Annotated in this window: 20 protein-coding genes; 9 read left to right on the plus strand and 11 right to left on the minus strand. The window is 38.1% G+C overall.

Annotated features, from left to right (window positions below):
- Window positions 1–536: 536 nt before the first annotated feature.
- Window positions 537–2,165, minus strand: a complete 1,629-nt coding sequence (locus AOB46_RS18125; protein WP_062702011.1) for an acyl-CoA carboxylase subunit beta — start codon at window positions 2,163–2,165, stop codon at window positions 537–539.
- A gap of 397 nt (window positions 2,166–2,562) precedes the next feature.
- Between AOB46_RS18125 and AOB46_RS18130 the strand changes: the two genes are divergently transcribed.
- Genes AOB46_RS18130 through AOB46_RS18140 form a run of 3 tightly spaced genes read left to right on the plus strand, consistent with a single transcriptional unit; the run spans window position 2,563 to window position 5,296 of the window.
- Window positions 2,563–3,438, plus strand: a complete 876-nt coding sequence (locus tag AOB46_RS18130; RefSeq protein WP_062702238.1) for a DMT family transporter — start codon at window positions 2,563–2,565, stop codon at window positions 3,436–3,438.
- Between the two features lie 16 nt (window positions 3,439–3,454).
- Window positions 3,455–4,537, plus strand: a complete 1,083-nt coding sequence (locus AOB46_RS18135) for a PorV/PorQ family protein (RefSeq protein WP_062702013.1) — start codon at window positions 3,455–3,457, stop codon at window positions 4,535–4,537.
- A gap of 24 nt (window positions 4,538–4,561) precedes the next feature.
- Window positions 4,562–5,296 carry a hypothetical protein gene (locus AOB46_RS18140; RefSeq protein WP_062702014.1) on the plus strand — a complete coding sequence of 245 codons (735 nt, stop codon included), beginning with the start codon at window positions 4,562–4,564 and terminating at the stop codon, window positions 5,294–5,296.
- A gap of 55 nt (window positions 5,297–5,351) precedes the next feature.
- Here AOB46_RS18140 and AOB46_RS18145 read toward each other — a convergent pair whose 3' ends face one another.
- The 4 genes from AOB46_RS18145 to AOB46_RS18160 form a co-directional block, all read right to left on the minus strand.
- A complete protein-coding gene (locus tag AOB46_RS18145; protein ID WP_062702016.1) occupies window positions 5,352–6,005 on the minus strand; it encodes a hypothetical protein in 654 nt (217 codons plus the stop codon).
- 114 nt (window positions 6,006–6,119) lie between these two features.
- Entirely contained in the window at window positions 6,120–6,794 is a 675-nt protein-coding gene (locus tag AOB46_RS18150) for a hypothetical protein (protein WP_062702018.1), read from the minus strand.
- 44 nt (window positions 6,795–6,838) lie between these two features.
- Window positions 6,839–8,632 (minus strand): excinuclease ABC subunit UvrC, encoded by a 1,794-nt coding sequence (gene uvrC / locus AOB46_RS18155; protein ID WP_062702020.1) that lies wholly within the window; start codon window positions 8,630–8,632, stop codon window positions 6,839–6,841.
- A gap of 86 nt (window positions 8,633–8,718) precedes the next feature.
- Window positions 8,719–9,480, minus strand: a complete 762-nt coding sequence (locus AOB46_RS18160) for a hypothetical protein (RefSeq protein ID WP_062702022.1) — start codon at window positions 9,478–9,480, stop codon at window positions 8,719–8,721.
- A gap of 128 nt (window positions 9,481–9,608) precedes the next feature.
- On the opposite strand from AOB46_RS18160, the gene hutH reads away from it, so the two are divergent.
- From hutH to AOB46_RS18180, 4 genes are all read left to right on the plus strand, one after another.
- Window positions 9,609–11,099, plus strand: coding sequence for a histidine ammonia-lyase (gene hutH, locus AOB46_RS18165; protein WP_062702024.1), 1,491 nt, complete (start codon window positions 9,609–9,611; stop codon window positions 11,097–11,099).
- Between the two features lie 4 nt (window positions 11,100–11,103).
- Entirely contained in the window at window positions 11,104–11,565 is a 462-nt protein-coding gene (locus AOB46_RS18170) for a DUF2059 domain-containing protein (RefSeq protein ID WP_157845082.1), read from the plus strand.
- A 61-nt stretch (window positions 11,566–11,626) separates the two neighbouring features.
- Window positions 11,627–12,076, plus strand: a complete 450-nt coding sequence (locus tag AOB46_RS18175) for a GNAT family N-acetyltransferase (RefSeq protein WP_316934407.1) — start codon at window positions 11,627–11,629, stop codon at window positions 12,074–12,076.
- 109 nt (window positions 12,077–12,185) lie between these two features.
- On the plus strand, window positions 12,186–13,673 hold the full coding sequence (locus AOB46_RS18180; RefSeq protein ID WP_062702029.1) for a S8 family peptidase: 1,488 nt from the start codon (window positions 12,186–12,188) through the stop codon (window positions 13,671–13,673).
- A 233-nt stretch (window positions 13,674–13,906) separates the two neighbouring features.
- Here the strand turns inward: AOB46_RS18180 and AOB46_RS18185 are convergent, their stop codons facing one another.
- The 3 genes from AOB46_RS18185 to AOB46_RS18195 form a co-directional block, all read right to left on the minus strand.
- Window positions 13,907–15,076, minus strand: a complete 1,170-nt coding sequence (locus AOB46_RS18185; RefSeq protein WP_082377236.1) for a carboxypeptidase-like regulatory domain-containing protein — start codon at window positions 15,074–15,076, stop codon at window positions 13,907–13,909.
- A 118-nt stretch (window positions 15,077–15,194) separates the two neighbouring features.
- The gene (ygiD, locus tag AOB46_RS18190; RefSeq protein ID WP_062702033.1) at window positions 15,195–16,022 is read right to left on the minus strand and encodes a 4,5-DOPA dioxygenase extradiol; all 828 of its coding nucleotides are present in this window, start codon (window positions 16,020–16,022) and stop codon (window positions 15,195–15,197) included.
- Between the two features lie 77 nt (window positions 16,023–16,099).
- Window positions 16,100–16,612 (minus strand): YceI family protein, encoded by a 513-nt coding sequence (locus tag AOB46_RS18195; protein ID WP_062702035.1) that lies wholly within the window; start codon window positions 16,610–16,612, stop codon window positions 16,100–16,102.
- Between the two features lie 270 nt (window positions 16,613–16,882).
- Here AOB46_RS18195 and AOB46_RS18200 point away from each other — a divergent pair, with 270 nt between their 5' ends.
- Window positions 16,883–19,021, plus strand: a complete 2,139-nt coding sequence (locus AOB46_RS18200) for a S9 family peptidase (protein WP_062702037.1) — start codon at window positions 16,883–16,885, stop codon at window positions 19,019–19,021.
- Between the two features lie 60 nt (window positions 19,022–19,081).
- On the opposite strand, the gene AOB46_RS18205 is transcribed toward AOB46_RS18200, so the two are convergent.
- Window positions 19,082–19,888 (minus strand): hypothetical protein, encoded by an 807-nt coding sequence (locus AOB46_RS18205; protein ID WP_062702039.1) that lies wholly within the window; start codon window positions 19,886–19,888, stop codon window positions 19,082–19,084.
- A gap of 129 nt (window positions 19,889–20,017) precedes the next feature.
- On the opposite strand from AOB46_RS18205, the gene AOB46_RS18210 reads away from it, so the two are divergent.
- The gene (locus AOB46_RS18210; RefSeq protein ID WP_062702041.1) at window positions 20,018–21,043 is read left to right on the plus strand and encodes an LLM class flavin-dependent oxidoreductase; all 1,026 of its coding nucleotides are present in this window, start codon (window positions 20,018–20,020) and stop codon (window positions 21,041–21,043) included.
- A 97-nt stretch (window positions 21,044–21,140) separates the two neighbouring features.
- Here AOB46_RS18210 and AOB46_RS18215 read toward each other — a convergent pair whose 3' ends face one another.
- On the minus strand, window positions 21,141–24,179 hold the full coding sequence (locus tag AOB46_RS18215) for an AAA family ATPase (RefSeq protein WP_062702043.1): 3,039 nt from the start codon (window positions 24,177–24,179) through the stop codon (window positions 21,141–21,143).
- The gene (locus AOB46_RS18220; protein WP_062702046.1) at window positions 24,176–25,387 is read right to left on the minus strand and encodes an exonuclease SbcCD subunit D; all 1,212 of its coding nucleotides are present in this window, start codon (window positions 25,385–25,387) and stop codon (window positions 24,176–24,178) included. The genes AOB46_RS18215 and AOB46_RS18220 overlap by 4 nt, the downstream gene beginning before the upstream one ends.
- Window positions 25,388–25,423: the final 36 nt, after the last annotated feature.

Below are 25,423 nucleotides of genomic sequence, written 5' to 3' on the forward strand. Positions count from 1 at the left end.
CGACAAGCGGGAGAGTAGGCCGCCGCCAGTTTTTATATTATTAGAAAGTCTCATACAGCAATGTGTGAGACTTTTTTTTTGATTTATACACCAATGATGAATTAAGGTATTGTTTTTAATAATAGCCTTGAAATGATCTTTGAATACAGAAAGTTTTAATGAGGATGCCCTATCTTCACTTATACCGTCAAAGGTAAGAATTGGATCAAGTCTCTGGCTGGTAAGATTGTTTTCCGCTAAAGAATGCTTTATATTTTTCCTATTTTCATTAGGAAGGCTTGAAAAAACCGTGAAATTTTTTGGTTTTCCTGAAACTGTTTCTTGAACCTTTGATAGTCAAAAGAGAACACTCTGCCAGGCAATGACGCTTCTTTTAGATCCTGAAAACTATTAATAGAACTAGAGTTAAATCATATTTCATAATAAAATGGTTGGGTTATAAGATTAATAAAAAAATAGCATTATGAATTATTTATCGTAATGCTATTGTTTTTTATTAAAAATATAAACAATTTATTCTATTAAAACGAATATTTTTATACTTGTATAACTCCTAGATTAAATTTTTCCGTAATTGGGGCGTGGTTAGCTGCTTCAATACCCATAGAAATCCATTTTCTGGTATCTGTAGGGTTGATAATAGCATCTGTCCAAAGTCTGGCTGCTGCATAGGTTGCTTCAGTCTGTTTTTGATATTTTTTTGTAATAGTCTCCAGAATTTCCTGATGCTCCTCTTCTGATATTTCTTTGCCTTGTTTTTTTAGTGTTGATTCCTGTATCTGAGCCAAAACCTTTGCAGCCTGAGCCCCTCCCATTACAGCAAGATCAGCCCATGGCCATGCAACAATAAGCCTTGGGTCATAAGCTTTGCCGCACATGGCATAATTTCCGGCTCCATAAGAGTTGCCTGTAATGATTGTGAATTTAGGTACCACTGAATTGGAAACAGCATTTACCATTTTTGCTCCGTCTTTGATAATACCCCCGTGTTCAGATTTTGAACCTACCATAAACCCTGTAACATCCTGTAAGAAGATTAGTGGTATTTTTCTCTGATTGCAGTTGGCTATAAACCGGGTTGCTTTATCTGCAGAATCAGAGTAAATAACACCTCCGAACTGCATTTCGCCTTTACCGCTTTTTACCAGTTTTCTCTGGTTGGCAACAATGCCTACAGACCAGCCATCCACTCGGGCTGTTGCACAGATAATACTTTTTCCGTAATCTGGCTTATATTCTTCATATTCCGAGTTGTCAACAAGACATTTTATAATGTCATAAGTGTCATATTGCTCTGCTCTGGATACAGGAATGATCCCAAAAATATGATCCGGATTTTCTTTTGGCGGGAAACTTTCTATTCTGTCAAAACCTGCCTTTTCAGTACTTCCAACAGATTTCATTATATTTTTAATCCTGTCTAAGGCATCTTTATCGTCTTTTGCCTTATAATCTGTTACTCCGGAAATCGAACAATGGGTAGTAGCCCCGCCAAGGGTTTCATTGTCAATACTTTCTCCGATAGCTGCTTTTACGAGGTAGCTTCCTGCAAGGAAAATAGAACCGGTTTTATCAACAATCATTGCTTCATCGCTCATAATAGGCAGATATGCACCGCCTGCAACACAGCTTCCCATTACTGCGGAGATCTGGATAATTCCCATAGAGCTCATTTTCGCATTATTTCTGAAAATACGTCCAAAGTGTTCCTTATCCGGAAAGATCTCATCCTGCATTGGCAGATAAACTCCTGCAGAGTCTACCAGATAAATAATAGGAAGTCTGTTTTCCATAGCAATTTCCTGAGCTCTCAGATTTTTTTTCCCGGTAATAGGAAACCATGCACCTGCCTTTACAGAAGCATCATTGGCTACAACAAGGCACTGTCTGCCGGAAACATATCCCATTACTACTACAACACCGCCGCTAGGACATCCTCCATGCTCTTTATACATTTCATAGCCGGCAAATGCGCCTATTTCTATGGAATCTGAACCTTTGTCAAGAAGATACTCAATTCTCTCTCTTGCTGTCATTTTTCCTTCCTCACGAAGCTTCTGGAGTCTTTTTTCTCCACCTCCTTTTTTTATTTCAGCGAGTAATTGATTGATCTCAGATAATTTTAATCTATTTTGATCTTCCCGTTTGTTAAATTCAATGTCCATAAACTTCAATTTTTTACGCCTAAAGATACATTTTTTTATAAAGAATATAAATTGAAGTAAACGTGTGTTTAATATATTGGTTCTCAGAAAATTGTGAATTTTTTAACAAAAAAACATTTTTAAATGACTTATATTTTTTCTAACTTTACATCAGAGTAAAAGGGAAGATCTTCCCTGTTAAATACTCTAAGTTCCTAGTTTATTTTTTTAATAGTTTATTATTTGAAGGCCCTGAAAGTTGAACAAATTTTCAGGGTTTTTTTGTTACATGCAATTAGGTAAAAATGAACTTATTTTTACATTCTATACTTTTTCTCTGACTTTAATTTACCTTTTTGCTAATTATTGTGAAAGCTATTTGTAAATTTGTATGTTAAAAATTTATAAGAAGTATAAAATGCATAAATTAGCACTTTTCAGATTGCATTTGATTGTTTTTTTGTGGGGGTTCACTGCAATTCTAGGAAAACTGATTCATGCCAATGCTCAGGTTCTGGTATTTTACCGGATGCTGTTTGCCGCTGTTTTTCTATTTGTCTTCATCAGGTTTTTTAAAAAGGAAAGCATCAGGGTCTCTAAAAAAATATTTTTTCAGCTGGCTGCTATTGGCTTTGCGATGGCTTTGCATTGGTATTGCTTTTTTTATTCTATTAAAATTTCCAATGTATCTATAGCTTTGAGCTGCCTCTCCTTATCAACTCTCTTTGCTTCTGTACTGGAGCCTATTATTTTTAAAAGAAAGGTTGATGTATCCGAAGTGATTATGGGAATTGTGATTGTAGCCTGTATATTGCTTATTTTTAAGACAGAGTTTCAGTATAAGGAAGGCATTTTCTATGGTATTCTTTGTGCGGTTTTTGGAACTGTCTTTTCTGTTTTTAACGGGAAAATGTTTGGAAAAACAAGTTCGGATAACATTATATTTTATGAAATATTTTGCGGATGGTTTATTTTAATGTTATTCTATTTAGCCACAGGACAGATTTTTGAAATCAATGAAATAAATTACCGCGATTTGGCGTTAATATGCTTGTTGGCCAGTGTTTTTACGGCTTTTCCGATGCTTGAATCTGTGAAGCTGATGAAGTATATATCGCCTTTTACACTAATTTTAACAGTTAATTTGGAACCTGTCTACGGAATTATACTAGCTTTTTTTATCTTTGGAGAATCAGAACAAATGAGTTCTGTGTTTTACATAGCTTCAGCAGTTATGATTCTGGCTATCATTGCCAATGGGGTTATAAAAAGCTATAAAACAAAAAAACTTTAACTAGCATCAAATTTATATGATGAAAAAATATTTTTTACTTGCATTTTCACTGCTGTTTGGGCTGTCTCAATCTCAGATTATCAGAAAATATTCCAATGAATTTTTAAATATCGGAGCTGGTGCCAGAGGACTGGCAATGGGAGGAGCTGTTATTTCCAATCAGGATGATGTGTATTCTCCTATGTGGAATCCCGCAGGTTTAATGGCTATAGAAAAAGACTGGCAGGGAGCAGCAATGCACGCAGAATATTTTGAATCTATCGCAAAATATGATTACCTGGCCTATGCAAAAGTACTTGAAGAAGGTGTTTTCGGAGTTTCTGTAGTAAGGCTTGGAGTAGATAATATCCTGAATACAACGCAGATGATTGATTCAGAAGGGAATATTGATTATGATAAAATTACAAAGTTCTCTCAGTCTGATTATGCTGCAATTCTTTCCTATGCATTTAATCCGGGAGGAAATACCAAGCTGGATGTAGGGGTGAATGCTAAAATTGTCTATAGAAATGTAGGTAAATTTGCAAATGGCTACGGGTTTGGTTTTGATATCGGAGCTATTTACAAAGCAGATAACGGCTGGAGATTCGGAGGAATGCTTCGGGATGGAACCACTACAGTGAACTTTTGGAGCATCAATCAGGAGAAACTTTCAACCGTGGTGAATGGTGAGGAATTTAACCCGGCACCAAAAGATAAGATGGAGCTTACCATGCCTAAGCTTAATGTGGGAGCAAGTAAGATGTTCAATATCAACAGCAGTGTATATGTTCTGCCGGAAGCCGGTATTAATGTAGATTTTGCTAAAACGGCAGCTCTTGTTTCTACAGATTTTGCGAGTATTACACCTTATGCCGGAGCTGAATTGGGCTATCAGAAAATGATCTTTGTCCGGTTAGGAGTTAACAGATTTCAGTCGATCACAGATATTGAAGATCTTAAAAGAAAAGTATCTTTCCAGCCAAGTGCGGGTATCGGGATCAGATACAGAGGTCTTACTCTGGATTACGCCATTACCAATTCAGGAATAGGAGGGTCTAATTTTTATTCTAATTTCTTCTCGCTGAAATTAGATATGGGAGAATTCAGAAATGATTAACTTTGAAATACAATTAAAGAATCAATGAAAAAAATATCACTACTGGTATCCGTTTTTTTGGTAACTGCTGTTTTCGGACAGAAGGTTTCCGATTATAAATATATTTCCATTCCAAGTAAATTTAAAGATTTTGAAAAAGAATCTTACGGTTTAGATGCCGCTTTAATTAACGCTCTGAAAAGTAAGAAATATGTTATCATTCAAGGTGACAAAGAGCAATGGCCATCAGAAATTAAAGGAAAGTCCTGCAATGCAGTTTTCGCCAATCTTATTAATGATAGTAATTTTCTCAGAAATAGAATAAAGCTGGAATTTAAAGATTGTAATGATAAAATTATATTCACCTCTAAAGGAAGCTCAAATATAAAAGAATTTGAAGAAGGATTTCAGGATGCTTTAAAACAGGCACTCGTGAATATTCCGGCATCAATGCCTACAGATAACAAACCTGAGCCTAAAAATAATACAGGTGAAGTGAAAGAAAACTCACAGAGTACCGAAAACAGAGTGAAAAAATATGTAAATGGCAAGATGAACCTTCAGAAGATACAGATTGATACCAATCAGTTTATTCTGGTTGATGCTGCGGGTACAGCGCCATATGCAACTTTTGGACTTACCTCTAAAAAAGATGTCTTCAGAGTAAAACTGGCTGATGGAAAGTTTACCATCGGATATTTTGAGAATGGAGATATAGTGATTGATATTCCTCAATCTGACGGATCATTTTCTAAAGAAATTTTTTCAGGAAAAGAATAAATCCTATTTACCCCAAAAAATAAGGTTTCCCATTTGAGGAAACCTTTATTTTTTGTTATTGATTCAGAAAAGAAACGAGTTTAACCAGGCTTTCTTCCTTATTGAATTTTATTCTGTTAATATCAAAAAACTTGTCGAGCTCATTAACCTTGTCAGGATATAAATCCAGAACATCTTTTTTGCTTTTAATAGCTTTATAAAGGTTTTTCTCTGTTTTGATATAATAAACAGGATCATTTTTGATAAAGCTTGACTTATCATCCTTTTCCACAAAAGATGCAGGCTTCTTGGTCGTTTGAAGAGGCTTTTGAATTTTTGATGACACCTTTTTTAACAGCTGGTTTTTTCCATCTGCTGATAAAATGAAGTATTCTGGGGTATTATTAACGGTTTCAAGAACAATGGTCTGCTTAGAATCTGAAAATTGAATTTTAGAGTAAGGCAGCCCCTTTTGTAGAATATACACCATTCCATCTTTTTTATACTCAATTTCATCAGCGTAAGTATTATAGCGCATAGGTAATGTTTCATTACAGCACGTTGCTTTGGCAAGCTTAAAATCAGCATCTAAATAAGGTGAACCGTTGATTTCAGAATATTTTAAAAATTCTTCCTTTGTTGACGTTGTTGTCATTTGATATGAAGTTTCCTGTGAATAAACACTAATTGAGGAAAGAGCACACAGCAGAATTGTTGTAAGATTTTTCATGAAAATTATTTGCATAAAAGTAATAAAAATCTCACAACTAATTTAGCCCTATTTTATAAAAAATAGAGTCTGGTAAATTATTCTTTTCTTTAAGATTTATGGTTTACGTTTTTATTAACTTTTGTTAATGAAATTGACAACTTTAACCAAGTCTTCTTCTTTGTTAAACTTAATTTTATTCGAATTAATAAATGTTGTTAATTCAGCAGATTTTTCAGGATACAGACTGAGAATATCACTTTTACCTTTGATGAGCTGATATACATCCTTTTCTGTTTTGATGAAATATCTTGGGACATTTTCTTTAAAGACACTAGTACTTGTAGGCTTTTTCTCAAAGATTACCTTTTTACCGGCAACCGTTTCTATTTTTTTTGAAACCTTTTTCAATAAAGAATTTTTGCCGTCAGCCAGCTCAATAAAATATTCCGGCTTATCATCAACGGTACCCAGAACAAGGGTAAATTTAGAGTCTAAAAATTCAATTTTTGAGTAAGGCAGCCCTTTTTCCAGAATATAAACGGTTCCGTCTTTCTGATACTCAATCTGATCAGCATATTCATCATATCTCATCGGAGTTTTTTCGCTGCAGCAGGTTGCTTTTGCAATTGAAAAGTCTTGATTGTAATATGGACTTCCCGTGATTTCCGAATAATTTAAAAATTCATCAGCACTGGCTGTTTTCGTGAACTGAAGTGAAGTTTCTTTATTTCTAGTGAAATTCAATATGGCCTGAGCCTGTACAGCACCGGTAGCTGCTAATAAAATAAGAACAGTGTATTTTTTCATAGGAACTAGTTTTTTACAAATGTAATAAAATGTTTTAATTCTTATCAGTTAGAATTAAAAAATTCCCAAATCATTTTTGCTTTGCTTTTCCCCAGAATTTCTTCCAGAGTTTCCAGGCTTGATTCTTTGATTCGTTTTACTGATTTCAGCCTTGAAAGAAGAAGTTCAATGGTTTTCTCACCCACGCCAGGAATTTCTTCCAGCTCAGATTTTATTGTGGAATTTTTTCTTCGTGTTCTATGGTGTTTTACCCCAAAACGGTGAGCTTCATCACGAACCCTCTGCAAAATTTTCAGCGTTTCAGATTTTTTATCCAGATATAAAGGTATAGGATCTTCAGGAAAGAAAATCTCTTCAAGCCTTTTAGCAATCCCAACAATGGTAATCTTCCCGTAAAGGCCTAATAGCCTCAAACTTTTCACTGCAGAAGAAAGCTGGCCTTTCCCACCGTCGATAAGAATCAGCTGTGGGAGGCTTTCCCCTTCATCCAGCATTCTTTTGTAGCGGCGGTAGATCACTTCTTCCATCGTAGCGAAATCATTGGGCCCTTCTACCGTTTTGGGATGAAAGATTCTGTAATCTGCTTTGCTTGGTCTGCCATCTTTAAAAACCACACAGGCTGAAACAGGATTTGTTCCCTGAATATTGGAGTTGTCAAATCCTTCAATATGTCTTGGTTCAACAGGCATTCTCAACAACTTCTGCATTTCAGCCATAATTCTGTTCGTATGCCTTTCCGGATCTACAATTTGTACCTGCTTCAGTTTTTCCAGGCGGTATTCTTTAGCATTCTTTTCAGAAAGCTCTACAATTCTTTTTTTATCTCCAACTTTTGGAACAATAAGCTTCACATTCGGAATCTCAACAGACAGGTGAAAGGGAAGCAATACCTCCTTAGAGTCAGAACCAAACTTCTGGCGGATCTCAATCAGGGCTTCTTCCAGAATATCTTCATCTGTTTCCTCAATAATTTTCTTGATTTCTGTTGTAAAACTCTGGATGATATTTCCGTTTCTGATCTTAAAGAAATTTACGTAGGCTGCCGTTTCATCACTGGTCATTCCGAAAACATCCACGTCATCAATATTCGGATTGACTACTGTATTTTTTGCCTGATAATCCTCAAGAATATCCAGCCTTTCCTTAATAATCTGGGCTTCCTCAAATTTTAGATCAGTTGCCAGTTTCATCATCTGGTTAACCAGATAGTCTTTCGCCTTCCGGAAATCCCCTTTGATAATATCGCGGATGGCATCAATCTTTTCATCATATTCCTCTTTACTTTCAAGATCTTCACAAGGACCTTCACAGTTTTTAATGTGATATTCCAGACATACCTTATATTTTCCCTCAGCAATTTTGGCGGGAGAAAGATTCAGGTTACAGGTTCTGAGCTTATAAATATGTTTAATGGTGTCCAGTAAAATCTTTGCAGGGCGCACCTTCGCATAAGGGCCGAAATATTCCGAACCATCTTTAATGATATTCCGGGTCAGAAAAATTCTTGGAAAATCTTCATTCTTGATACAGATCCAGGGATACGTTTTATCATCCTTCAACATGACGTTATAAAAAGGCTTATGTTCCTTGATCAGGTTGTTTTCCAGTAAAAGAGCATCATACTCGCTGTTAACGATAGTCGTCTCCAGACGGACGATCTTCCCCACCATGATTTTGATGCGGTAGCCGGACAAATTCTTGTTGAAGTAGGAGAGAACCCTCTTCTTCAGGTTTTTGGCCTTTCCTACATACAGCAGCTGATCGTTTTTGTCGTAATAACGATAAACGCCGGGTTCTGAGGGTAAAGTTTTGAGCTGTAATTCTAAAGAAGGATTCATATAACAAAATTACGGAATCATTCCGGGATTTAAAAGAACAAAAAACTGCAGGGTATTTCTGCAGTTTTCATCCTTGGTTTTGAAATTTATCCGTTGCTCAGATGGGTATATTCGCTTACCAGAAAACTGAAATGGTCCCATTCAACAGATTTTTTCGGATATTTTTTCATAAATTCAGCATTGTCCCCGAAAAGAAAGTCGTAATGGTCCTCAAAATCATCCTTATGAAGCCACATTACCTTGTCTCCTTTTTTTACATAATAGGATTTGATGACCCCGCCGCCAAGCTGTGGAGAACCCATCACTGAAAAGCCTGCCGTTTCTTTAGCTCTGGGATCATGATATACAGAAATAATATCACTGAATTCAGGATTAATCAGCTGCATCAGGAATTCCTTGTCATCTTTCTTATTCTTCAGGGAAACAGTCTGATTCACAAAATGTATTCTGTCTCCGGTTGTATTCTTAGTTAGTTTCTTAGTGCCGAAATTTCGGATATTTCCCATGTATTTAGCTACTTTAGCTATTTTTTCAGCGTTGCTGGGATAAACGTACATTTCGCTGATCTGATCTGCATTGAAATTACTGCTTTTTTTAGTAATGCTGTCTTTGATGGAAACTTCATAAATCTGTCCTTTTTTGGTCTCAATTCTGCCGCAGAACCCTTTATGGGTAGTTCCGTCTTTTAAAATGAGCGTAGATGTTTTCTTGGGAGAAGGGGCATTAAAACCTTCGTTGAAAAGGTATGTCTCCATTTTTTTGATCTCCTCTTTAGAATACTTTACTTTTTGGGCAAATGTGGCTGTACCTGTCAGGCATAAAGCCAGGAGCAGAATTTTAAATTTCATAGGTTATTATTTTTATTCGGCGGTAAAAATAGCAAATTAAATGACTTATCTTCATGAAAATCTAAGACCTTGAAATTTAGCTTTTCCAATTATTGTTAAATGCGTAATTTTAAGGAAATTTTTTAGAAATGATATACGGTGTAGATGTTTTCACTTTCCATGATGTTCTGGAAATATGTAAAAAACCTAATAAAGCTAAGCTGAATAAAGCAGCAAAAGAACAGATATTAAAATCTCAGAAAAACGTTCAGAAAATTGTAGAGTCAGATCAGTGTGTATACGGAATCAACACTGGTTTCGGACCACTTTGTGATACGAAAATTTCAGCAGATGAAACTGCTCAGCTGCAGTATAACCTGATTATCTCTCACGCAGTAGGAGTAGGAAAACCAATAGAAAAGGAATATTCCAAGATCATGATGATCGCGAAAGTTCATGCGCTGTCTAAAGGATTTTCCGGAGTTTCTCTGGAGGTCATTGAAAGAATGATTCTGATGCTCGAAAAGGATATTATTCCGGTAGTTCCTGAACAGGGATCGGTAGGAGCATCCGGAGACCTTGCCCCTCTTGCTCACCTGGTGCTGCCTTTATTAGGACTTGGACAGGTTTGGGAAGGAGATAAAGTTTCAGATACCATGGAAGTTTTAGAAAAGCACGGATTAGATCCATTGGTTTTAGGCCCAAAGGAAGGACTGGGACTGATCAATGGGACACAGTTTATCCTGGCGCATGCGATTAAAGGACTTGAAAAATTTGAGTACCTATTAAACCTTGCCGATATGACAGCTGCCATGAGTATTGAAGCGTACAGAGGTTCTGCCAGCCCGTTTAAAAAAGAACTTCACGACATAAGACCTTTCGAGGGAAGTAAAAAAGTAGCTGCAAGAATGCTTAAATTCCTGAAAGGTTCTGAAAATATGAAGGCTCATGAAGACTGCGAAAGAGTTCAGGATCCTTATTCCATGAGATGTGTGCCACAGGTTCACGGAGCCAGCAGAAATGCATTTGAACATCTTAAGAATATGGCCGAAACAGAGCTGAACTCAGTCACCGATAATCCAATTGTGTTAAGTGCCGAAGAGTCTATTTCAGGAGGGAACTTCCATGGGCAGCTGATGGCATTGCCTCTGGATTATGCAACTCTTGCTGCGGCTGAACTAGGAAATATTTCAGACAGAAGAAGCTATCTGTTATTGGAAGGGAAATACGGGCTTCCGAGACTGCTTACCGAAAGCTCAGGCTTAAACTCAGGATTTATGATTCCGCAATATACTTCCGCTGCTTTGGTTACAGAAAATAAAACCCTTTGTTTCCCCGCTTCCGCAGATTCTATTCCGACAAGTTTAGGACAGGAAGACCATGTGTCAATGGGAAGTATTTCAGGAAGAAAATTCAATCAGGTTCTTGGAAATCTGGTGAATATCCTGGCTGTAGAATTAATGTTTGCTGCACAAGGCCTGGAATTCCGGAGACCTTCCAAATGCTCAAAAATTATTGAAGAAAACTTTGCTGTTCTGCGTTCTAAAGTTAAAAAACTTGAAGATGACAGGCTGATCGGACAGGATATGCTGGCCATAGCAGAGCTCATCAATGAAAGAAAATTTATTGTTGAAGTTTAATTCTATGAAAAAAATAATAACCGTTTTAAGTCTTTTCATAGGAACATTGGTATTTTCTCAGGCTTCAGAAGCGAAGATCAGGGAATTTATAAAAATTACCGGTGCTGATAAACTTGCCATTTCCTCTATGCAGACCTATATGGATCAGTTTAAAAAAAGCGCACCCAATATTCCTGATGAATTCTGGGATGAGTTTGCCAAAGAATTTACTGCCGATAAAATGATACAGCTGTATGTTCCAATATATGCCAAATATTATACAGAATCAGACATTGACGAGATGATCAGGTTCTACAAATCTCCTGTAGGGCAGAAAACCATTTCCGTGATGCCATCCATCTTACAGGAAAGCATGGAAGCAGGCGGAAAAATGGGCAGAGAAGTTGCAGAAAGAGTTATGGAAAAACTTGACGGAGAAAAAAGCTATACAAGCCCGCCACCTCCGGCAGGCTCTAAAAAGAAATAAAATTCAGGCTTCCTCATATGGGGAAGCTTTTATATTTAATACAATAAATTTTTAACATTTTATGATGAACATTAAAAGAACAGATTCCTCTGAAACAGATTTTCAGAATTTAGTCAAATGTCTTGATGCGGATCTTGCTGTTCGTAACGGGGATGATCATGGATTTTTTGATCAGTTTAACAAAATTGATATGATCAGGAACTGTCTGGTTGCTTATATAGACGGAACCCCGGCAGCCTGCGGAGCATTCAAGCAAATTTCTGATGAAACCGTAGAGATCAAAAGAATGTATACCAGTCCGGAATTCAGAAAAAGAGGCCTGGCTACAGCTCTTGTACAGGAGCTGGAAATCTGGGCGAAAGAATCAGGTTTTAAAAAAGCGGTTCTGGAGACTTCAGCGGAACAGAATGAAGCACTTTCCGTATATGAGAAAAGCGGGTTTTACAGGATTCCTAATTATGAGCCGTATGTAGGCATTGATAAAAGTGTGTGCTATGAAAAAGTATTGTAAATAGCAGAAACGAATGAGATTAATATTCCTGTAATACTAATTTCATTTTCTATACATTTGTAATTCACTTTAAAGTGTTATATTAGGATTCAAATCAAAATATTACCCTATGAAAAAAAGTGTGTTTTACCTTTTGCCTTTATTTTTTGTTCTAAACTCGTGTAATACGGATGAACTGCCGAGTGAAGGCTCAAAAATTGAAACCGTTCAGAAAGATCCTTTAACGGCAAAACAGATCAATGAAGAAATCAAAAACTCCATTAAGAATACCGGAAGTTTTAATTGGAAAGATGCTTCTGATCATGTATTATGGAGTGCTGTTTTTCGTGGAAACAAAATGGTTTCTATCGGTTTCGGAACTTCAGAAGAAGATTTCGACAGAGGTCTTTCTGCGAATAGCAGAGAAATGGAAGATGAGATTTTAAATGTCATCAGAAAGTCAGAAGGAAAAGAAAGAGGAAATGCTTTGATTTCTTCAGACAAATATCTCAATCAGATTGATGTTCTGATTGAAAAGGAGGAAACCCTAACCGCCCTCCGCCAGATGAAAACAATACGGTATGTAGAGCCCGGCGATTATCGGTATTTTGACTATGAAACCGATACCGCAGCAAAATCCAGCGGATCATCATCAGGATGCGGATTTGAATCTACTGCCCTGAACGCTGCAGATTACACGTCTACTACACCTAACGCAAAAATCCCATGGGCATTTACTAAGCATAATATTCCGGGTGCATGGAATTATAGTACAGGTGCGGGAATTACAATAGGCCTTGTTGATACAGGAGTTTCATCACAGCAAAGCCTTTTAGGAAGCAGTTTCAACAGTGGAGCTTCATCCGGAAGAACCATTACAAAAAATGGAGTTTATGTGAACGGATCCAGTACGGACGGACCTAACGATCAGTGCGGGCACGGAACAAAAATGGCTTCAGTAATGGCTGCGCCAAAGAATAATGCTGGACTTCCTGTAGGAGTTGCTTATAATGCCAATCTTATTTCCTATCGTGCCGCTGCTAATGTTTTGCTGGACACCTCCAGTGAACAGAACGGCGTAAAAACAGCATTTACTGAACTGGCCAATAATACCAGCGTAAAAATCATTTCCATGTCAATGGGGCACATCTTTTCAGTAGGAAAAATTGAAGATGGAGTGAAATATGCTTATTCCAAAGGGAAACTTATCTTCTGTGCAGGCGGAACTTCTACCAGCTTTACCAATTTTGTGGGCGTTATTTTCCCGGCAAGCATGTCCGAAGTACAGGCTGTGACAGGAGTGAAGGAAGGGACTTCCAACCAGAAATGTGATGTCTGCCATTCCGGAAGCCAGATTGATTTTACCTTCCAGATGGAAAGGGCTTCAGGGAATACCGTTCCTGTTCTGAGCTATTACAACGCACAGGCAGATTACGTAGGAGGATCTTCCGTTGCTACAGCGGCTACAGCAGGAATTGCAGCATTGGTATGGTCTAAAAACCCTTCATGGACAAGAGAACAGGTTCTGAATAAGATGAGACAGTCTGCAACCTATTATCCTTCCGTAAATTCCAGTTACGGATATGGAAATATCAATGTTTTACAGGCTGTACAATAATTTACGGACTCATAAAACTTGAATCTGGGTTAAGGAAACTAATAAAGGCCGGAAGATGCAGGAAAGGAGACTGGAAGTTGCTTTTAGTTTTAGTTATCGCTATTGAAAGCTACTGTAAAAACAGATCAATACTTATTATTGATGCCCTTCATAAATTTCCTCTTCCGTAAAATAAGAACCGCAGAGACGTTCTGCGGTTTTTTTATTGATAATGGATCAATCTTTAACGTATTTTAATTTCCGGGTTTATAATCCAGTGGAAGCATATTTTCAATCTTATTCTTTGAAAAATCACCTTCATTGATCAGCAGATCGGGAGTGGTGATATTTCCTTCTTTTGAAACTTCAAAGGTTTCGCCTTCAGGATGAAGATAAGAGGTAAGGGTAACCGGAAATTCACTTTTGATAAACTGCTTTCCTTTCAGCTCATAAAAGTATTTCTGATAGTTTATCTGCAGCATATCTTTAAAACTGAAGAAAACCTGTCCGTTCTCTCTTTTCACATAGTCTGTATCTGGAATCAGTGTTTTTACAATAGCGAGGGCATACGGTTTCTGGCTATTCTTTCTTTGCATAATATCACTGATGTTATCAGGGATTTTTAATGTTCCGGAAGGTTTAAACATTGCCCGGAAGTCTTTCAGGGTTTTAAGCTCTTCTTCATTAGGATATTGGGGATTGGGAACTTTTACAACATGGTTAACGACAAACCTGTCTTCAGAAATTTTATTCTCATAAATACTCCTGAAAAAATGAAGCATACTGCCGTCATAAGCATTCAGCCTGTTGAGTTTGATCTTATCCGTATTCCTGGTTTCTGTGAAGAAACTCGTTCCGGTATAATTAATCATCCGGGTATTAAAATCTGCAGTGTAGGAGATCAGATTGTACCGGATCTCATAACCCAGATTTTTATTTTCAATAATCAGTGTTTTCGGTGCTTTTACCCTCAGCAGCTTGTTTTCTTTATCAAATGAAAACTTCAGGGTATTCTGATTTTTAATCTTTACATTTTCATGATCGCTTCCGATGAAAGTGTCAAGGAAATATTTGATGTATTTTTTGAACGCTTCCGCAGTATAAGGAACCAATCTGATCTCTTCAATTTCATGGGTCCTGGTGAGAACCACTTTTAGACTCTTGTTCATAAGATCGGAAACAGGAGAAGTAAAAGTTTCATATTCTTCTTTCTGAAAAACCACATTACCGAGATTTCCTGCCGGAACTGAAAGACTGAAACTTCCATCATCTCTGGAAACAGTTCCTGTTTGGGTTCCGTCAATGTAAATATTGACTCCTGGGAGAAGTTCTCCTTTGTCACTCACAACACTTCCCCGGACTGTTTGTGCAGTCAGCAGGTAAAGAGGAAGCAGCATTAAAAATAGAATTAGAGTTTTTTTCATGGTAAAACAATATTACTAAATTTTTAGTGATAAAAAAATTACCAGTGAACAATACGTACTCAGCTTACAACTTCATAGGATCTTAATAGTTCAAATAAAACTGAACCAGATACTCTATCTAACCTATTCTTACGCTGGTCATGCTCAGGGATCCGCCAATCAGCTCATCATTGAATAAAGCCAGCTCCTCAGATTTATCTTTTAAGCCCAGTGTATAAATCAACGGAAGATAATGATCCGGTGTAGGTACTGCATATTGCATAAAGATCCCTTGTCCCTGATAGTTAATAATATTTTGAAAATTACCGTCCAAAAGCCAGTTGTTTGTTTTCTCTCTGGCTTCAACAGCCCAGTCCCAGCCGGCCCCTACCGTATTGATGTTTCTCCAGTCAATCAGGCGCAGGTTATGTACAATATTGCCGCTTCCAATAATCAGGATACCCTTTTCACGAAGCGTACTCAGCTTTTGGGCAAGTTCAAAATGATATTGGGGAGATTTTGTGTAATCAATGCTCAGCTGGATCACGGGAATATCTGCCTCAGGATACATATGCTTAATAACCGACCAGGCGCCGTGGTCAAGCCCCCAGCTGTGATCTTCTCCTACCGGAACAGGAGCCAGAAGCTCAGCCGTTTCTCTTGCCAGCTCAGGATTTCCGGGTGCAGGATACTGTACATCAAACAAAGCTTGTGGAAATCCACCGAAATCATGAATGGTTCTGGGCATTTCCATAGCGGTTACAAAAGTTCCCTGGGTATACCAGTGGGCAGAAATACACAAAATAGCATTAGGTTTTGGAATTTCCGAGGCTGCCTTTCGGAACCCTTGTACAAACTGGTTTTCTTCAATCGCATTCATGGGAGAACCGTGTCCCAGAAATAAAACGGGCATTCTCTGTGTACTTTTAAAATTTTCACTGATGTGCTGTAGATTGTTGAGGTTCATTGGATATAAATGTATTGAAAAGCAAAAGGCTCAAGGCTGTAGAAAAACCCTGAACCTTTTATTGTATGTGTTAGAAATTATGCCTGTTTTACAAACTGTAGTTCTCCGGCTACTTTTACTTCATCGCTTACCATCACACCTCCTGCTTCAAGAGCCGCATTCCAGTTAAGTCCGAAATCTTTTCTGCTGATCTTTCCTTCAAAAGAAAAACCTGCTTTAGTATTTCCCCAAGGGTCTACGTTAATTCCTCCGAAATCCACATCAAGAGTTACCGGTTTGGTAATACCGTTAATCGTAAGATTTCCTGTTACCTTATCGTTTAAGGTCTGAGAATCAAAAGTGATGGTTGGGTGGACTTCGGCGTTGAAGAATTCAGCAGATTTTAAGTGGTTATCACGGTCTGTATTATTGGTGAAAACAGAATCAGTCTGGATCGTAGCCGTTGTTTTAGCATTCGCAAAAGAATCATCTTCGGCTTCAATTTCAGCGGTGAACGTTCTGAAGCTTCCTTTTACATTAGAAATCATCATGTGTTTTACTTTGAAGGTAATTTCACTATGCGTTGGGTCTAGGTTCCATTTTGTTGCCATTGTAATATATTTTTTTGTTGTTAACTATGATGCAAATGTAGGACAGGGAACAGGTACAAATCATTGATATAGGATAAGAAATGCATATTTGCTGTGATCTTAATTTGATTTTACTTCATTATGATTTTATATCAGTACATAAAAAAAACTACTATTAAGGTAAGAAATAATTTTTATCAGTCCATGAATTCTATTTTATGAATGTTTTATTTTAACATTTCTTAACGGATGATTTTTATTTCTTATTTTTGACAGATTCAATTTTATACAATGAAATTATATAAATTCTCTTTATTGATGCTGGTTTTGGGGAATGCTGCATTTGCCCAGACCCAAAAGTTTACAATGGCTGAGGCTGTAAATGGGATGAGAACCAACCTTGCTGTGAAAAATATTTCCCAGTTTTCATGGTCTGCTGACGGAAAATCTTACATTCGGGCTGTGAAAGGCGGATACCTGATCACAGATCTGAAAACCAATAAACAGGATACGCTGATATCTTTAACACAGCTGAACGGGTCATTGGCTAATGATAAGCTAAAGACTGTTCCTCCAATTAAATTTTCCGGAAGCTCGCAGGGATACTTCAATACAGATGGGAATATGTTCTGGATTGAAAAATCAGGAAATGACTGGAAAATAAAGAATAAGGCCACCGTAGATCAGGATGCGGCCAATATAAAAATGTTTGATGACGGGCAGACCTTTGCTTTTACGGCAAAGAATAACCTATTTATCAATAAAAACGGGAAGACTGTTGCAGTAACCAATGAAGCTAATGAAAACATCATCAGCGGGCAGGCTGTTCACAGAAATGAATTCGGAATTGATACCGGAATTTTCCCTGCGCCGAACTCTGAGAGTGTAGCATTCTATAAAATGGATCAGACGATGGTTGCAGATTATCCGATTATCGACTGGTCTGTAACCCCGGCTGTTAATCACAATATCAAATATCCAATGGCAGGGCAGACTTCCCACCAGGTAACTTTGGGAGTATACAATATTAAGAGTCAATCAACCATTTTCCTAAAAATAGAAGGTGAAAAAGACCAGTATTTAACAGCTGTTACCTGGAGCCCGGATTCAAAATATATCTTTGTTGGCGTGCTGAACAGAGGTCAGAATCACATGAAGATGAATCAGTATGATGCTGCTACAGGAGAACTGGTGAAAACTTTGTTTGAAGAATCAGACAGTAAATATGTAGAACCACAGCATCCGCTCACCTTCTTCCCGAACTCCAACACAGACTTTATCTGGCAGAGCCAGAGAACAGGATACAATCATCTGTTTCACTACAGTCTGGAAAAAGGACTAGTTGCTCAAATCACTAAAGGAGACTGGGTAGTAACTGATATTCTGGGCTTTAACGAAAAGAAAAAAGAAATTTATTTTGTCTCTACCAAAGAAACACCTTTAGAAAGACATTTATATAAAATAGACTGGACCAATTACAAAATGCAGAGGCTGGATACAGCAGAGGGGATGCATACAGGCGTTTTAAGCAATGACGGAAATTATTTATATGATGCTTACAGCAATTCAAATTCACCGCGAGTCGCTAATATCATCAACACCGGTAACTTGAAATCTGTTAATATCCTTACCTCTGAAAATCCATTGAAGAATTACCAGAGACCGGAAATTAAAAACGTAGAATTAAAAGCAGATGACGGAACTCCTTTATATGGAAAAATCATCCTTCCTACCAATTTTGACCCGAACAAAAAATATCCTGCAATCGTTTATCTGTATAACGGACCACATTTACAGCTTGTAACCAATACTTTCCCGGCTTCCGGAAACCTTTGGTACGAATACATGGCACAGAACGGATATATAATTTTTACGATGGATGGAAGAGGATCTGCAAACCGCGGACTGAAATTTGAGCAGGCTGTATTCAGAAACCTTGGAACCACTGAAATGAATGACCAGATGAAAGGGGTGGATTACTTAAAGTCCCTCTCTTATGTAGATTCTCAGAGATTAGGAATTCACGGGTGGAGCTTCGGAGGATTTATGACGACAAGTTTTATGCTTCGTCATCCGGAAGTATTTAAGGTAGGGGTAGCCGGAGGCCCGGTGATAGACTGGAGTATGTACGAAATCATGTACGGCGAAAGATATATGGATACTCCACAGGAAAATCCACAGGGATATAAAACCGCCAATCTGCTGGATAAAGTTCAGAACCTGAAAGGAAAACTGCTGATGATTCACGGAGCTCAGGATGATGTAGTGGTTTGGCAGCATTCTGTGAAGTTTATTAAATCTGCAGTAGACAATGGTGTTCAGCTGGATTATTTTGTCTATCCGGGACATCCGCACAACGTTATAGGAAAAGACAGGGTGCACCTCATGCAGAAGGTAACAGATTATTTTGATCAGTATTTAAAGAAATAAAAAAAACAGAAAATCCAGCAATTGCTGGATTTTTTATTTATATCTGAATTGTTGTTTCCATTAATCATAAAACTCTTTGATCACATACCGGCCGTTATTGATTTTCTTCAGTTCCTTTAACAGATAATACCTGTGCAGAAATCCTGTCAGAACGACAATTTTTTGATGAGAATGTTCTTCTGCGACTTTATAAATATTTTTTGCCATAGTCCGATTACGGAGATCCCAGAAACCGGCCATCAGTTTAAACCCGTCCCGGTAGCTGATCTTTTTGCCATCAGGTTTTGTTACCCATCTTTTAGCAAACTCCGGTCTTCCGTCACTGATTTTTATTAATCCGGAATATTGGGCATTCTGTCTTTTTTTCGATATTTTATCAGTACCTGCATTGTTGAAGTTTTCGGGAGATAACCCTGCCGTTTTCATCAATTCTTTAGTGGTATTGGTGAAATCCTCGTAGAGACCGGCTTCCTTAGTAGTCAATGCTTTTGCTTTATACAGACTGTCAATCAGCTTTACGACCAGATTATCAGCCGGAACCATTCCCAGGTCTTTCCTGTATTGGTTTCTGCCTTCAAAATCAAAAGGAAACCTTAAGGTTTTCGGATACTTTTTTACATAAAGATTGCTGGCTTTTATCTCATTGCCATTAAGATCAACACCATTTTCATACTCTTTCATTCCTTCGCTGTCCACTTCATGAAGGATAATGTCCGGTTTGATTTTTTCAAGAATATCGAACAGTATTTTAGGATGGTAGTTAGGAACACTATCATGAATATTCCCGATCACATAGATCTCTGTTTTATTTTGAGAAAAGAACATACCGGCCACAAGAAGCAGAAATATACTGATGATAGATTTCATTCTGATAAAAATTAAGAGATAATTCTCCAAATATAACCAAGTAAAGGTGAATCAGCAAAACCGTTCTTAACAAACATCAATGCTTTTCATTTTTTACGGCTGTATTTTTGTATCTATAAAATCAGAAATATGGAATTAGGAATAGGAATGTTCGGGGATCTGGCTTTCGACCAGGCCACCGGAAAATATAGAGACGCAGGAACCAAAATTCGTGAAATCCTGGATCAGGTAAAGCTGATGGATGAGGTAGGACTTGATGTTTTTGCCATGGGAGAGCATCACCGTCCGGATTATGCCGTTTCATCTCCGGAAATGGTTCTGGCCGCTGCTGCATCCATTACCAAGAATATAAAACTGGCAAGTGGTGTTACCGTATTAAGTTCTTCAGAGCCGGTAAAAGTATATGAAGATTTTGCCACTTTAGATCTTATATCAGACGGAAGAGCAGAAATATTTGTAGGAAGGGGAAGCTTTATTGAATCTTTTCCGCTGTATGGCTATTCTCTGAATGACTATGAAGAGCTTTTCAATGAAAAACTGGAACTGCTGATGAAGATCAATACCGAAGAAAATGTAACCTGGTCAGGAAAACTCAGAGCTCCGATGCAGAACCAGACCGTTTATCCGAGAGCAAAAAACGGAGGAAAGATACCCATCTGGAGAGCCGTGGGAGGAACTCCGCAGTCTGTTTTAAGCGCTGCACAAATGGGAATGCCTCTGGTGGTGGCCATCATTGGCGGAATGCCTGCCCAGTTCAGAAACCTGATTGAATTCTACAAGCAGGAATATAAAAAAGCAGGACATGATGTCTCACAAATGCAGATCGCTGTTCATTCCCACACTTTTGTAAGTAATGATCCCTCAGTAGTAGACGGATACTTCCATAATTATAAATCCCAGATGGACAGGGTAGGAGCATCAAGAGGCTGGGCACCTTATACCAAAATGCAGTATGATGGCGGAAGAAGCCGTGAAGGCGCATTGTTTATCGGAAGCCCGGCAGAAGTAGCCGATAAGATTGCTTATATGAAAGAACTCTTCGGAATTACAAGATTTATCGGGCATATGGACATCGGAGATCCTGCTCATGATATCACCCTGAAATCAATAGAATTGTTCGGTGACGAAGTAAAGCCAGCTGTTCAGGACCTTTAAAAATAAAGCTCCGCTGATTTTCAGCGGAGTTTTTTTATGGTGTAAATATCATCAGCTTTCTAAAAACTTTGTGGGGTTAAAATTTAAAATAGGCTGTTTACACAATTTCAATCAGGCTTCCCCGCTCTTCATCCCGGGTTATATTCAGGGCGGCAGGTATTTTTTCTTTCAGCTCTTCCACGTGGGAAATGATCCCAACAATTCGGTTTTCTTTCTGAAGGCTCATCAGCGTCTCAAAAACAATATTCACCGATTCGGTATCCTGTGTACCGAAACCTTCATCAATAAAGAAGAAATTCTTATCAGCCGCAGCATTGGACTGGACGCTTTCTGCCAGTGCCAGAGCCAGGCTTAAAGAAACCTGGAACGCCTGGCCTCCCGAAAGCGTTTTTACACTTCTGCTTCTGCCTTCATTCAGGTAATCGATGATCTCAAAATCATTGTTTTCATTAAGCTGTAAACTCAGCTGGTTTCTTGTCATTCTATGGAAACGTACATTAGCATGATCACACAGCTGTCTCAGATAAATGGAGGAAACATACTGTACAAAACCTGCTCCTTTGAAAAGATTCATCATCAGTTTCAGGTTTTCAGAACGTTTTTGAAGTCGGGACAGGTCTTTTAAAAGGTCTTCTTTCTTTTTGTACTCATTTTCCAGCCTTTCAATTTCTGCGGTGATTTTTACAACAGATTCACCAATCTGTTTCACTTCTCCCTGAACGGTATTGAACTCTTCTTCAGCTTTGGCGAACTGAGTTTCATCAAAAGAAAAATCCTTCAGCTTGATTTCCAGTTCATCAATTCCATTTTTCAGGGTTTCAAATTCAATACGGAAAGCCTGAACGGTTGTTCTTATATGCAGAACATTAATCTCCTGTTTCAGAATAGGACGGATTTCATCAAGTGAAGCGAAATTCTGTTCCTGAAGTGTTTCTTTCACTCGTTCCTGATGGGTAGAAATTTCCATCTTGAGCTCCGAGATTCGTTTTTCCAACTGTTCAACCACTGTTTTTTGTGAAGCCAGCTGAGGGGAAAGTTCTTTTTCCTGTTGGATCAGTTTCTGGTAATTCTGCTCGGTCTCTGCATTGGAACGGGAGAGTTTTTGATAGATATCTTCAACTTCAACTTTTGTTTTTTCATGGTAATCATTCCAGTTCAGGATTTTTAATGCTGAGCGGCTGGTATTGATCTGCTCTTCTTTTTTGGCCTCTTCCAATCTGAAAGTTTCCAGTGCATTTCTGTATTTTTCTGCATTTTTACTTTCTTTTTCCAGGGTTTCACGTTCTTTCAGAATACTCTGATCTGCCAGTTCAATTTCCTTTTCAATGGCAAAAGAAGCCGCTCGCTTTTCTTCAAAATCCCTTTCATTATTGGGATCAAACTGAGACCAGGTAAAACTTTTCAGATGCTCTTCCATATCTTTTTGAAGCTGTTCCGCTTTTTTCACCTCCGAAATAAGCTGATCTTCATAAATGGCTTTTCTCTCCAGAATTTTCTCTGCCGTGGTTTCTTTCTTTTGAAGTGCAGCAACTTGCTGATCTATAGCCTCCATCTTTTCCTGTATCTCCTGAATTCCTGAATGTATATCATGAAATTCCACAATAGCCGGATGATCCAAAGAACCGCAGAGAGGACAGGCCTCTCCTGAATGAAGCTCATCAGCAAACCGGGAAAGTTCTTTCTGAACCTTCAAATGATCCAGTTTTTGGGACCAGCCCCTTTTCTGTTTTTCAAAATCAGCATATAAAGCTTTAAAATCTTCCTTAAATCGTTCAGTATTAATTTGAAGAGGTTTTAATTCTTCTTCAGTCAGTTTGATTTCCTTCTGTCCTTTTTCAACTTTTACAGCCTGTTCATCCATAAGTTTCTTCAGGCTTTTTTGATGGATAAACCAGTTTCCGGCATTCAGAAGAAGTGTTGAATCAAGCTTTTTAGCCTTTAACGCTTCAGTATCTTTTGCCAGTTTCTCAATATTTTTCCGGAGATTTTCCATGACCGCTTCCACTTCTCCTACCATTGCCTTTCCTTTGGCGGTTCTGTCTTTAAGAGCGGTAATATCGGTAGAGTAGCCAAGCATCTGCAGGATTAGTAACAGTTCATTTTCCTGTATTCTGGATTGATCCAACTGTTCAAATTGAGGCTGCAAAGCAGTAAGCTGCTGTTTTACCCAGTTGAAATCTGCTTCTGTCTGCTGAAAAAGTTTTGTCTGTTTCTCTTTTTCCGCTTTTTGTTCTGAAATTTCCTTAGTCAGTTTCTGGTCTTCAGTGATCAGAGGACTGAATATTCTGGACACTTTATCATATTGTTCAGCCTGTACTTCCAGCGCATCCATTTGCTGTTTCTGTGCAGATAATCCGCTGAACTTTTCTTTTTTCTGCTTTAAATTCTCAAAATCAGCCTTTAAATTTTTAAGCTGTTGAAAACCTTCAGCGATTTTCTGAAACCGGGCATCTGCCTCACTGAATTTTTTCTTTTCTTCAGCCAAATTTTCTTTGTGAAGCTGTATTTTCTCTTCATTAATTTCTTCAAAGCCTTTAAGCTGGCCCTCCAGCTGATTCAGTTCCGCATTGTTATCGGTATTCAGCGTTGAAGCATTATTGTAAAGGTCATAACGGTGAAGGCTGAAAATCTCCTTCATCATATTGGTCCGTTCTGTGGCTTTCAATTCCAGGAATTCCTTAAACTGGCCTTGCGGAATGATAATCGTGCGCTTAAAATTGGCATAATTTAAACCTACAATTGCTTCAATATCTGCGTTTTCCATGGAAACCCATTTCCCGCCGATATGATGATAAATGTCCGCTGAATGTGGATTTACATCATCAAACCTTTTGGAATTTCTTCTGAAATCTCTGGTAACGCGGAACAATTTATTCTCATAATTCAAAAAATCAAACTCAATATAAAACCGGTTCGATTTTAAATTCATCATATTATAAGCCCGTTTATCATTGGTATTCAGACGTTCTGTTTTTCCGTAAAGGGCAAATGAAATGGCTTCCAGAATGGATGATTTTCCGGAACCCACAGAACCGAATATTCCGAATAATCCTGCATCGGTAAGATTTTTAAAATCGATGATCTGGCGTTCCTGGTAAGAATAAAGCCCTTCGATGGTCAGTTGAACAGGGATCATAGTTTATAGTTTTTAATTTCATTAAACAGGTTCATCAGTTCTTCATTGGCTTCCTGGCCGCCGTTTTTAGATTTAAAATAATCTTTGAAAAGGGGTTCTATATTCTGGTTTAAGTTCATTTCGTGAGAATGGTTCTCTGCAGGATTAAGGTTCTTTATTTTCGGGATCAGGTGAACAATACCGGTATGCGACTGGTAAAGCAGTTTCCTTTCATCGGCTGTGATAAAAGTTTCGCTTTCCAGGGTAAGCTCAATAAAAGTATTTGGGTTTTCCTTCAGCCACTGAACGGTATCTTCAACATTGCTGAATATTTTCCGTACTAAAGCTTTTCCGCTTTTCAGAGGCTTTTTTTCAACAGAAACATTTTTTCCGGGGAAAGCTTCAACCATAGAAACATATTTGGTTTGCCCGGCCTCACTGAAGCTGTAGCAGAGCGGTGAAGAAGAATAAATTACCGGCTTTTCTGCTGTTCCTATATTCCTGAAACCATGAAGATGTCCCAGTGCCGTATATTGAATCTGCTCCGGAATACAGTCTGAATAGATCATATCCGCATTTCCGATCCTGATTGGTTTTTCCCCTTCCGGTTCTTCTAAAACAGGACCGTCTTTTTTATTCATATACAGATGGGCGGTCAGAAGATTAACGCCTGTATCATCGCAAAATTCTTCTGCCAGCGCCTTCCAGGTATCAGAGAGGACTTTATTGATCTCTTCCTCTTTATTTTCTCCGAAATATTCCTTCAAACGGGCTTCATTCGCATAAGGAGTGTGAAGAATTCTCACCGGAAAATCCAGATTTTCGATTTTCAGCTCTATAAATCCTTCTTTTGACCGGGTAATTTCAAAATATTCTGTTTTAAAAGGAGCGATATGGGCTCTTGGATGGCCAATCAGAATAATTCCGCATTCCCGGGCCAGTGGATCCGGAGCATCAATCAGACTGGGAGAGTCATGGTTTCCTGAAATAGCAATGACCGGACGGCAGCCATTTCTGGAAAGATGTTTCAGGGTTTTATAAAAGAGCTCAACAGCTTCTACCCCCGGATTGAAATTATCAAAAAGATCACCGGCTACCAGGATCATATCGGCATTCTGTTCATCAGCAATAGCCGCAATTTCTTGCATAACCATAACCTGTTCTTCCATACGCGGGAAGCGGTCCAGACGTTTTCCTAAATGCCAGTCGGCAGTGTGCAGAATTTTCATACCTCAAAGGTAAGGACAAAATTGGGATACGGGATT

This window comes from Chryseobacterium indologenes (assembly GCF_001295265.1).
In the GTDB taxonomy this organism is placed as follows: Bacteria; Bacteroidota; Bacteroidia; order Flavobacteriales; family Weeksellaceae; genus Chryseobacterium; species Chryseobacterium indologenes_A.